This window comes from Anaeroglomus insulsum (assembly GCF_050689095.1).
Classification (GTDB): domain Bacteria; phylum Planctomycetota; class Phycisphaerae; order Sedimentisphaerales; family Anaerohalosphaeraceae; genus Anaeroglomus; species Anaeroglomus insulsum.
Genome location: NZ_JBOGCL010000011.1, coordinates 146,875 through 158,761 on the forward strand (window position 1 = coordinate 146,875; position 11,887 = coordinate 158,761).

General features: G+C 48.5%; 10 protein-coding genes. 4 read left to right on the forward strand and 6 right to left on the reverse strand.

The window, feature by feature from the left end; genetic code table 11:
* Positions 1-17 precede the first annotated feature (17 nt).
* The 6 genes from ACQ9LF_RS11000 to ACQ9LF_RS11025 form a co-directional block, all read right to left on the reverse strand.
* Complete coding sequence (locus tag ACQ9LF_RS11000) at positions 18-938, reverse strand: hypothetical protein (protein WP_462489452.1); 921 nt, start codon at positions 936-938, stop codon at positions 18-20.
* Between the two features lie 511 nt (positions 939-1,449).
* Positions 1,450-2,268: a polyphosphate kinase 2 family protein gene (locus ACQ9LF_RS11005; RefSeq protein WP_462489453.1), complete on the reverse strand. Its 819-nt coding sequence runs from the start codon at positions 2,266-2,268 to the stop codon at positions 1,450-1,452.
* A gap of 51 nt (positions 2,269-2,319) precedes the next feature.
* Complete coding sequence (nspC, locus tag ACQ9LF_RS11010) at positions 2,320-3,465, reverse strand: carboxynorspermidine decarboxylase (RefSeq protein ID WP_462489454.1); 1,146 nt, start codon at positions 3,463-3,465, stop codon at positions 2,320-2,322.
* A 286-nt stretch (positions 3,466-3,751) separates the two neighbouring features.
* Entirely contained in the window at positions 3,752-4,819 is a 1,068-nt protein-coding gene (locus ACQ9LF_RS11015) for a hypothetical protein (RefSeq protein ID WP_462489455.1), read from the reverse strand.
* The gene (locus ACQ9LF_RS11020) at positions 4,816-5,442 is read right to left on the reverse strand and encodes an RNA polymerase sigma factor (protein WP_462489456.1); all 627 of its coding nucleotides are present in this window, start codon (positions 5,440-5,442) and stop codon (positions 4,816-4,818) included. The genes ACQ9LF_RS11015 and ACQ9LF_RS11020 overlap by 4 nt, the downstream gene beginning before the upstream one ends.
* A 231-nt stretch (positions 5,443-5,673) precedes the next feature.
* Positions 5,674-6,978: a response regulator gene (locus ACQ9LF_RS11025; protein WP_462489457.1), complete on the reverse strand. Its 1,305-nt coding sequence runs from the start codon at positions 6,976-6,978 to the stop codon at positions 5,674-5,676.
* A gap of 334 nt (positions 6,979-7,312) precedes the next feature.
* On the opposite strand from ACQ9LF_RS11025, the gene ACQ9LF_RS11030 reads away from it, so the two are divergent.
* From ACQ9LF_RS11030 to ACQ9LF_RS11045, 4 genes are all read left to right on the forward strand, one after another.
* Positions 7,313-8,446 carry a TRAM domain-containing protein gene (locus ACQ9LF_RS11030; RefSeq protein ID WP_462489458.1) on the forward strand — a complete coding sequence of 378 codons (1,134 nt, stop codon included), beginning with the start codon at positions 7,313-7,315 and terminating at the stop codon, positions 8,444-8,446.
* A gap of 24 nt (positions 8,447-8,470) precedes the next feature.
* Complete coding sequence (locus tag ACQ9LF_RS11035; protein ID WP_462489459.1) at positions 8,471-9,625, forward strand: MalY/PatB family protein; 1,155 nt, start codon at positions 8,471-8,473, stop codon at positions 9,623-9,625.
* Positions 9,622-10,095: a GAF domain-containing protein gene (locus ACQ9LF_RS11040; protein WP_462489460.1), complete on the forward strand. Its 474-nt coding sequence runs from the start codon at positions 9,622-9,624 to the stop codon at positions 10,093-10,095. Before ACQ9LF_RS11035 ends, ACQ9LF_RS11040 begins: the two co-directional genes overlap by 4 nt.
* 481 nt (positions 10,096-10,576) lie before the next feature.
* The coding region (locus tag ACQ9LF_RS11045) for a CHASE3 domain-containing protein (RefSeq protein ID WP_462489461.1) at positions 10,577-11,887 on the forward strand (1,311 nt) is incomplete at its 3' end.

Sequence of the window (11,887 nt, forward strand, 5' to 3'; positions counted from 1 at the left end):
TAGAGTTCGGCTTTCGCCTACTGTTCTGATTGGTTTGGTGAAGGTGGAATTAGTAATTTTTTGCCGTTTCGTTCTGCAACTTTATATGCCGATTGGATCCCAATCGTATCGCCAATATAATCAATATGGGGTTTATTCCATCCTGCTCCGCTATTCACGAACAGCAGAGTTCCCGGCTCGGATTTGAGTGTCCCCTGCTGGATCATTTCCAGCTGGATATTCCGATCCGGTGTATAACCATACAAAAAGACCCCAGAGGACATCAAAATCAAACCAGCAACAGCCAGAGTGGCAACTCGTTGGCGGAATGAAACAACAAAGGGTATGGACCCCATACATCCAACCGTGATGACGACTAGGGCAGGGGCAAAATACCTCAATTCATAACTTTGGGAGGCCAAAAATGGCAGGAATAGAAAATTACCATAAAAAAACAAGGTTCGATCTGAAAATGATTTGGGCCTGCCTGAAAACATATACAGCCCCATCAGCATGGCCAGAAGACAATAGCTGACCAGAAAGGGAATTCTGCTTTTCAACGAATCCAATAAATTGCCTGTGGCATTCGCAGAAAAACGCGAAAGCCCTTTCATCGTATAGAAGGCCGAAACGTAGTTCTCTGGATCATAGATAAAACTGATTGCATTCCCCAACAGCAGTCCTGCCACCATACTGAATCCAAAACGCAGTTCATCACGAACACTGACTTCTCGATGCTGAGGCCTGACAAAAAGCAAACCTGCTGCAATCGCCGCGAGCAATGCAATGGACCATTCCTGCTTGCCAAGCCCTACAATACATCCCGCCCCTGCACAGAGACAATACGGCAGCCAGCCTTTGCCTGAACATCGGAAAGCTTGATATATCAATACCGCGGCAATCCCGCAAATCAATACTCCCGCTGTGTTGTCAATTTGTAAAGCGGTGGATGTTTTCATTGCCAGCGGAGATATTCCCGCAACAGCTATAACCAGGCAAGCCCATCTGTTTTTTGCAACAAGACAGCCCCATAAAGCGATCGTCATCCATGCGCACCACGAAATCAATACACTCAAAATCCGCAATCGCGGCGTAATAATGTCATCATAAACATACAGAGGATCAGCCAGGAAAACATGCCCAAGCTTCCCCGCCAAACGAAGCACTTCATAAGGGCCTGCTGGATGCGACATCCTGGCATACACATTTTGGCCATCAATCCGACCGTACATATTATAATGCGGCCCAACAGGCTGATGAACTATCAATTCCGCAAAAATCCCTTCTTCAAAAAATAAAGGCTCATGAATCAGGGGAATCCGACAGACAAAATAGCAGGCCGTGAATGCAAGGAGAAATAATACTTTATACAATAAAGTGTTTGGTTTACTATCTTGTACAGAATCAGTCCTCATTTAAACATCCTGGATCAATGGTCATCTGATCAATTATGTATATCTATCCTATCCGTCATTTCACCTTGATTTTGGATACATCATATTGGGGGGCCGGGAATTTCATCTTAAGTCCCTCCAGCGTCTCAATCAGTATCCGTGCAATCGCCAGGTTCCGAAACCATTTGTGATTGGCGGGGATGATATACCACGGGGCAGCATCGGTACTGCATCGGGTGAATGCTTCTTCATAGGCCTTTTCATAGTCCCGCCAGAATGTGCGTTCCTCAAAATCCGCCGGGTCCACTTTCCAGTAGCGGGTCGGGTCTTCGAGCCGCTTTGTCAGTCTTCGCAACTGTTCGTCCTTACTGATATGCAGAAAGAACTTCAGAATATGGGTCCCGTTTTCGACCAGCAGACGCTCAAAATCATTGATTTGCTGGTACCGCCTGGACCACACTGCTTTGGGAACAAGATTTTTTACACGCGCAATCAGGACATCCTCATAATGCGACCGGTTGAACACGGCAATTTCTCCCAGACGCGGCGTCACCGCATGAACCCGCCAGAGAAAATCATGCGACAGCTCCACAGAGGTTGGCGTCTTGAAAGACGTAACCCTGCAGCTTTGCGGATTCAACGGCCCAAAAACATGGCGAATGGTTCCGTCCTTGCCGCCGGCATCCATCGCCTGCAGCACCACCAGCACTGAATGTTTATTTTCGGCATAGAGCAGAAATTCCAGCTCCTGCAATCTCTTGATGGCTTTTTCGAAGTGCTCCTGAGCCTGCTGTTTATCCAGGCCTGCTGTGGCATCGGGATCCCAGCGGCTTAAGCGGTGGCGAACACCCGGTTCACACCGAAACATCGTGCTATACAGAGTTTTCTTGCCCATACTGCCTCCCGATTTCGATTCGATGGCTGATGGCTATCTGTGTCTATCGATTTAGGACAATCGTCCTTTGAAATCTTCATAGGTAAAGTGCCGCTGGACCTTATACTGGTCCGTCACAGGATCGTAAAGGACAATATCCGGCAGATTAATCCCGTTAAACATGGTATTCTTGACCATCGTATAATGGGCCATATCACCAAAGACCAGTTTGTCGCCAATCTTCAGCGGATGATCAAACGAATAGTCCCCGATGACATCCCCGGCCAGACACGTCGGCCCGGCCAGCCGATAAGTATGGGCCTTTTTACCCGGCAAATCCCCGCCGGTAATGTTGGGGCGGTACGGCATCTCCAGCACATCCGGCATATGAGCACTGGCCGATGTATCCAAAATCGCAATATCCATCGCATTGTGGACGATATCCAGTACCGTGGCAATCAGCACACCGGTATTAAGGGCTATCGCTTCGCCCGGCTCCAAATAAATAGTCTGAATATTGGGATACCGATGATAAAAATCGGTAATCAGGTTGCACAGCAGATCGATATCGTAATCCGACCGGGTGATGTGATGTCCCCCTCCGAAGTTCATCCACTCCATCCGGCGGATGATGTCACCAAAGTGCCTTTCGACTGCCGGCAGCGTCCGAGCCAGTGAGTCGGCATTCAGTTCGCACAGGGTATGAAAATGCAGGCCGGTGATACCGTCAAGCTGGTCTTCCCTGAAACCTTCCCGCAGCATCCCCAGCCGGGAGCCGGGAGCACAGGGATCGTAAATCTTGGTCTTGACCTCCGAATGCATCGGATTGACGCGGATGCCGCAGCGTATTTTCCGCCGAGCTTTCAATACTTTATCCCGAAAGTGCATCCACTGGCTGAATGAATTGAAGACAATATCATCGACAATCTGAATATAGTCTTCCATATCATCATCCCGGTATGCCGGGGCGCAGAGATGGACCTCCTTATCGAAATACTCACGTGCCAGTTTGGCTTCATGCAGGCTGCTTGCCGCTGCCCCTGCCAGATACTGCCGACACAGCCCAAAGGTACTCCATGCCGCAAACCCCTTCAGAGCCAGCAATATTTTACACCCAGTCCTCGCCTGAACCAACTGCAGAATCCTGAGATTCTTCTCCAGGAGGCCCAGGTCAATCAGATAACAGGGGGAGGGAACTCTGTTTACATCGTACACCACGTTTGTTTCTCCGATTATGCGGTATCCATTTTACGGTGCCGGACCACTCGGCGAACAGCTAACAGATGGTTTTTCACCCAGGACCAACCCTTGTTGCTTTAGATACAGTCCGTCCAGCACCAGCATTCGCGGCACAATACCCTGGAACCGATAGACTTAGACCTCCATCCCAGGGACATACCCGCCGGATATAATCATACGTGGGACACAGGAGGGATGCAATACAGAAAAGATATTTTTGATTACTCAAATACGATGGAACAGGCGGGAGAAAAATTTCGGCGTCTCAGGGGACCAGAAAAATGTCATTTTCATCGAGGGGCATCTCGGTACCTGTGTAGGCTTCCACGCCCCGAATCGTGAAAATATCATCCCCGTTTACAATACGCTGCTTGACATATTCCACACTGCCGTCACAGTACAGGACATTCTGCCCACGCGCGCCGTGATTGGGACTGCACATCTTCTTGAGCTGATCAGTCAACAGCACTTTTTCAAATTCATTGAGTCTGTCATACTGCCTGTTGCCGCACTCGGGGATCCGTCTGAATACAGGGTTCATATCGCTCATAATGATCCGACGCGACTTGCCTTCCATGGAACCCATCGTATCACAAATAATCATAAAACTGTAACTGATGTTGTTGCGGGAGGGGAAATCGTGGAGTTGCTCAAGAAGCTGCTGGGCAGAAACGGGCTGACCGCCCTTGTGGCCGGCACAAATAAAGGTCTCAGGCTTGACATAATCCTGCTTAATAAGCTGCCAGGCAACGCGGGTATTGGATTGGGGCTGACTGCCCTGATCCCCAATCTTCCACCAGGGAGCCCCTGCGGTCAATTTCACCCCGGTTAAACGCTCATTATCCCGGATCAAACTGCCAAATCCCTGGCCGATTCGGGCCATATTCGCCTCACAGCTAACCCGCTGACTATGAGCACGCATTGAAGCAAATGTGGGAAAAGCCACCCCCGCCATTAAAATCACAGCCGCCGCAGTGGCCATAATATCATAGAATTTCCGTAGGAATACAGGACTTTTTCGTGTTTGTTCGGCGGGGATAAAGGCGGCCTTTTGCTGTTCGGCGGCAAGAAGCCGTTCGAGATTGGATTGTCCAGCTTTACAGGAGGATGCTGCCAGCTTCAGTCTTGCGATCGTCAATTCCGCAAGATTATCAGGACAAGGTTCATATTTTATACTATCCAGCTCCGTTAATGTCGATTCAAGACCGTCGTAAAGACGTGCTGCCTCAGGATTGGAGGCAATTAAATCGCGTCCGCGGGCAATATCTTCTTCCGTCCCGCAGCGGAAATAAAAGTCCAATATGATCTGCTGTTGTTCCTTACTCAGTCTCATGTGTTATTATTACCTCGGTCTGCAGCTTTCCACTTTTTCATGAAATGTGCTACTGCTGTATGTAGTCGGCTTTTAACCGTCCCTATAGGAATACTGAGAATTTCGGCCATATGTTTGTAAGAAAATTGCTCGAAATAGGCAAGAAGCAAAATTTCTCTCAAATTATCCGGCATTTCCGCTATAATTTGTCGCACCCGAACCGACGTTTCGTCCCGGCTAACCTCATCTTCCGGGGTGGTCTCATAACTGGTCAGAATATTGACCACCTCATCCATGGACACATCCCCGGCATCGGCCATCGTCCCCATACTCATCGTTGCCTGCCGCTGGATTTTCCGCAGAGCATCTTTGGCTTTGTTGGCTGCAATCGTAAATAACCAGGGACGCAGGGGCCGATCCAGGTCAAAACTGTCTCGGCTGCTGTAAAGTTGTAAAAATGTCTCCTGAAAGACGTCTTCTACCACATCCTGCTGGCTAATAAAACGCCTCAAAAAAGCATAAAGAGAGTTTTTATATCGACTTACTATCTCACGAAATGCGGCCTCTTCTCCCTTGCGATAACGCTCCAGGAGCTCTGAGTCACTGGTCTTATCCAGCCCTGTGTTGTCTTTGGATTCGTACATGAGAAAAAAAGACTCCGTTGCCAGGCCAATTTCGTGCTTTCGATGGGGTATTATATCGAAAAGCAAGACCAAATAAATCGAAAACTTTGCTTGATTCGTACAAAACCTTTTTGAGTAATTGAGACCTAATTGATATTCAGCCAGATTGAATCTGTAAAAACAAAAAAAGCTCTCCGAATCACGGAAAGCTTTGGTGTATGGCTGTAAAATCTATAGATAGATATAACTATATTACATCTGTATTTCACCTTTTAGTTTCGTTCGCAAACAGAGCTGAACCAGTTCATCGACCTGGGCCTGAACTTTATCAATTTCATTGGCTTTGATCGACTGTTCCATAATCTTGGCTTTTTCTGTAAAGACCGGAAACCCCGCAAATCCGCCTAAACCTTTTAATGCGTGGACTTTGAATGCAAGGTCTTTGAGATCTCCTTTCTCATAGGCCTTCTTGATTTCATCCACCCGATTTGGCAGATTTTCAACAAACGTTTCGATGGCCTTCTGATAATCCGGATCCCCTTCCAGAAAAGAGACAATCTGCTTGCCCGCTTCTGCATCACTGAGCTGCTGGAGCTGGGCGACAATCCGCCATAATTTTCGTTCTAACTTCTTTTTGTCAACAGGTTTAGGCAAACAATCATCACAGCCTGCATCCAGTGCGGCAAATTCATCGGATTTGTTGCCGGAAGCCGTCATTGCAATGATTGTTGATTTGGTGTTCAATCCTTCAGCACGAATCTGTCGGGTTGCTTCCAGACCATCCATCACAGGCATCTGAATATCCATTAAAAGGACATCGAATTTCTCTTTTTTGCATAGTTCAACGGCTTCCAGCCCATTGGTTACCAACGATGATTTGTGGCCCATTTTCTTGAGTAAGATTTCGACCAACGCCCTGTTTTCCGGAACATCATCCACCACAAGTACTTTTGCAGATACGGTTGGTGATGCTTGTCCAGCAGAACCAGTGGGGCTAGGAGCAGGGGTGCCTACCGTGGCACAGACGGGTTGAGCCGGAATCTGCAATGAATCTGACAATTTACCATCCTGTTTTACTGGAATTGTGAAATAAAACTGAGTATTCTGGCCAGAGATACATTTGCATTCCAACTTGCCCCCCATCAAATCAACCAGCTTGGCCGACATACGCAACGCAACAGCAGCATCATTCCCACTATATTCTTTGGGCCAGCTTCCGATAGGAATGTCCAGATCCAAAACCTGGCTTATCCCATCCGGATCCACCCCTTGCCCTGTATCTTCCACGCAAAACGCTATCCGCAATATCCCGTTGTCATGGCATTCGGCGGAGGTCATATGAATGGTCACCGACCCCTGTGAAGTCCGTCTGACAGCCTGATCGCTTAGTGCGGCTAAGACCTGTGTCAGCTTGGTTTTATCACAATAAAAGCTTTCAGGTAGATTGTTTGCCAGATCAATGTTAAAAGCAACTCCTTTATGGCGTGCCACATTGATAATGGCTTCCAAGGCGGAGTCCAGCAATCCCTTCGGTTGAAGTTTTGTCTGTAGCGACATCTGCCATGTCCTTCCCAAATTTCGATAACTCAATGTCAATACGGTCTGACAGCCTTATTCTTTTATCTCAGACACATATCGACCCACCAGGATGCCGACTTAATGTCCAAATACGGATTCAAACAATTCTAAAAACAATGATGAAACATTCTGTCAACAGACGAAATCTGTATAGAGAAAGAACAGAAATTATACGATTGGTTTGAGGATTAGTCCGATAAATCAAATCGTCACAAAAGATTGTAAAAAATGAAAGATGGATTATACTGTAAAGTCTTATTCATCAAGGGTGTTTTATAATTTATCGTAATTGTTTATAGGAAAGGACTGAATAATGTTGCTATATTTTATCCGCTTTTTATTCTTTTTGACAGCAGCTTCTGTGTTGCTGGTCGGCCTCAATGAAACGGCCAAAAGTGAACAGGATATCAAGGTCTTTATCGTTGGCCTGGCAATTTGCATTATCACCATTATTACCGAATGGCTGACTCCCAAAAAATCGTTGTCCGCTTTGGCGGGTATTTTCTTTGGGCTTTTGGTCGGAATTCTCATCAGTTGGGCGATGACCCGGGTCATTGAGATGATTAACGAGATTTATAACCTCCAATTGCAGGAGATGACTCTGCGGATGATTATCTGGATGTCCGGGATGTGCATCTGCTATTTGACCATCAGTATTGTGGTCCGCACCAAAGACGATTTCCGGTTTGTGATCCCCTATCTTGAGTTTTCCCGTCAGATTAAAGGACTTCGTCCGCTGGTACTGGATACTTCGGTAATTATTGATGGGCGTATTGCAGACATTGCCAATACACGATTTTTTGACTCCCCGCTGATTGTTCCGCGGTTTGTGCTCAATGAACTGCAGCTGATTGCGGATTCTGCGGACAAAATGAAACGCAATCGCGGACGCCGGGGCCTGGATATGCTCAATAAACTTCAGCATAATCCGTCGGTTGAGGTCATCGTGGATGATACCCCACCGCCGGGCATCGAAGATAAAGCAGGCGTGGATCAGAAACTGGTGGCGTTTTCCAAGAACTGCAACGGCAGATTAGTGACCAACGATTATAATCTGAATAAGGTCGCTCAGTTGCGCGGCGTGGATGTGGTCAATATTAACGACTTGGCAAATGCACTCAAAACCGTAACGCTACCCGGTGAAAGCATGCAGGTCAAAATCATCCGAATGGGTGAAGATCCGCGTCAGGGCGTCGGATATCTTGACGACGGCACCATGGTCGTGGTCGAAGGCGGTAATGACCGTATCGGCCAGATGATTAACTTTACGGTAACCAGTGCCCTGCAGACCTCTGCCGGACGGATGATCTTCGGGAAATTGGAAGATGGCCCTGTCTCTTCCTCAACGGCTTCTGCCGGAACACCGGCAGCAGGCGGAACGTCCAATGGCAGTGAAAACGGATTCCGCCGAAGCAATTACCAGAATCGTCCTCCGCGAAAATATTAAACCCTTGCACTCAAACAAAACCGAATGCCTCATCACGATCCCTGGTTTGATACACCGATAGACCGGCGCCAGTCAGACAGCCTGAAATGGGCCAGATACGGCAACCGTGATATTCTGCCGATGTGGGTGGCGGACATGGACTTCCGCAGCCCGGATGCGGTCATTGAACTATTGCGTCAGCGCACTGAACATGGGGTATTTGGATATGCGGTCAGGCCCTCGGAATTGAACGCAGTCACTGCGGAGTGGATTTATTCCCAGCACGGCTGGAAAATCCAGGAGGACTGGATTGTATGGCTTCCGGGGCTGGTTTGCGGTCTGAATGTGGTATGCCGGGGGCTGACCGCCGCAGATGAACAGATTGTATCGTTTACGCCTATTTACCCGCCATTTCTTTCGGCGCCGGAGTATAGCCAGCGGGCCCTGCTCCGCTGCCCTCTGACGCATCACAACGGCCGCTATGAAATGGATATCGAGCGATTCGCAGACACCATCACGGATAAAACCACCCTGCTGCTTTTGTGCAGTCCGCACAATCCTACCGGCCGGGTCTGGGACAGGCGGGAACTGGAATCCATCGTCGAAGTCTGTCTAAAACACAATATCGTGATCTGTTCGGATGAAATCCATTGCGACCTGGTGCTGGATGAATCCCGCCGACATATCCCCACGGCCACATTGAATGAAGCAGCGGCCAATATGACGATTACCCTGATGGCTGCCAGCAAGACATTCAATGTCGCCGGGCTGAGTTGCGCGATGGCGATTATACCGAATCCGCAATTGCGGCAGCGGTTTCGCAAGTCCACATTCGGCATCGTTCCCCATGTTAATGCCATCGGATACCTGGCCACACTGGCTTCGTTTGGACAGGGACAGACCTGGCACAAGCGTCTGATTGCGTATCTGCGGCACAATCGTGATCTGCTTTGTCAGGCAATAGCCCAAACCGGCTGTCTGAATATGGACACCCCGGAGGCAACGTATCTGGGGTGGATAGATACTCGCCCGCTGGGACTCGAAAAGCCGGTCGAATTTTTTGAACAGGCCGGAGTGGGGCTTTCCGACGGGACAGAATTCGATGGTCCGGGTTTTCTGCGAATCAATTACGGCTGTACCCGGTCCATGCTGCAGGAAGCCATCCGGCGGATTCACAACGCGATCAAGGATTATCAATGAGCCCACTTCAAGCACCACAAAAGGCCGGACGCTATGAACGTCTCTTGAATCAACTGGCCGATTTATATCAAATTACACCGGATCCAATCAGCCGCATGGCCACCGCAGCCGCTCTGCTGTATCACAAGATGGGGCATTTCTACTGGGTGGGATTTTATCGACTGGTCGATGGCCAACTGCTGGTCGGGCCGTATCAGGGGACGCTGGCCTGTCAGAAACTCAAAACCAACACCGGCGTCTGCTGGGCGGGAGTAAATCAGAATCAACCGATCATCGTGCCGGATGTACACCTATTTCCCGGCCATATTACCTGCGATCCGAAGAGTCGGTCGGAAATCGTGATTCCTGTGCAAAATGAACAAGGGCTTGTACAAGCTGTTCTGGACGGCGATAGTGATCAGCCGGCGGCATTTGACGCCATGGATGCCGATTACCTGGGCCGACTTTCCCAGATGATTTTTCATCCCTAATCCCAGCCTTTTGCCTTTGATTAATCAAAGACAGCTTGTTCCCAGAGGCGCAATAATGTGTGTGTTTTTGTGAATACAACACAATAAATCCAATTATCGGACGGCTTTTAAACTCATCCTTTCTTTTTTTCTTCTTTTAATCCCCACTGATTTGGATTCGTGTCTCGATTGAAATCTAAAGTCTGTTTTTACATCAGTCCCGCTACTATTCCACCATGCCGGATTTTATTGGCATTATTTCGGTTTTGCGAAATCGATTATCAGACATTTTGCCTGGATGCATTTTTGGTATTTCAGATGCACCCATTTTAGTCAGTATTTTTCCTATTCGGATTAGAATGGTTTTACTCCGATAGATGCAGTAGAGTCAGCCGTCATGCATTGTAAAGCCTCGAAACCGAGCAGCAGCTCAGCCGGTTCTTTTGTGGGGCGTTCGTTGAGCTAAACGAACGTAAGGTGTCATTCAGAAAGGAGATTCTGTATGTTCAAGAACATGAAACTGTCAGCAAAAATCAGCCTCGGATTTGGATTGCTTATCCTGATTGCTGTAGCATTGGGAGGTCTTGCCTGCTGGTCCATGCTGGGTGTCAAAGGAACCGCCACACAACTGGCCCAGGAGATTGTACCTGAAGTGGTTTTGGTCAATAACATCGAACGAACGGTTCAGCAAACCATGTTTGCCGCACGGGGTTATGCTTATACTGAAAACAGTCAGTATCTTGAAGAAGCAATGGGGAAATTGGGGGAAGTCAAAGAAAACCTGAAAACCACCGCTGAACACGGGCGGAAATTTAATAATACACAGTTAGTCAATGAAGTCGATGCCGTCACGGCCAAAATAACGGAGTACGAAACCCTATTCAATCAGCGGATTAACCTTGTGAATCAGATGCAGAAGGAAAAGGAGAATTCCTGTCTGCTGGCGGACCAATTCATGAGCTCGTGCACCCAGTTTCTTGATAGTCAATTTTCCATGATGAACCAGACGCTCAACACAGCGGAAACGGACAACAAAGGCGACATCAAAACGATTACTGACGTGCAGCGGGATCGCATTGTCAAAATCAAACTGGTCGATGAGATTATCAGCCTTGGAAATACGATTCGTGTCGGCACATGGAAAGCCATCGCTAATCGCGATATGGAGGAATTGAAGAAAAGCCGCAGCCTGTTTGATCAGATCAATGCCAAACTGGATTCACTCAAAGCCATCACTAAACAAGAGGTCAATCTCAAACAGATTGAAGACTGCCGCAACGCTGGGAACGCATATGCCAGATGCATGGACAACTTTCTGCAAAACTGGGTTGACAAGGAAACACTGACACAAAAGGCTGCTGCTGTCAGCACGGATGCCACAGTACTGGCCAAAGATACGTCTGTGGGAGCAATGAAAGGAGCTGCCGATACGTCAACTCGTGCCGCAGATTCTTTGAATACCGCCACAATGACAATGGTTATAGGATTAGGAATTAGTATCATCGCAGGTATCATTATGGCTATGTTCATTACCCGCAGTATTACCCTGCCAATCAATCAGATTATTGAAGGTCTGACCGCAGGAGCGGAACAGGTAGCCGCTGCGGCCGGACAGGTATCAGCGGCCTCGCAGTCGCTGGCCCAGGGGGCCACTGAGCAGGCCGCCGGTCTGGAAGAGACCTCCTCCAGCCTGGAAGAAATGTCCAGCATGACCAAACAGAACGCCGACAATGCCGTCCAGGCCAATACCCTGGCATCGGAGGCCAGGAAGGCGGCCGCCAACGGCTCGGAGGCCATGACCCGGATGGATAAA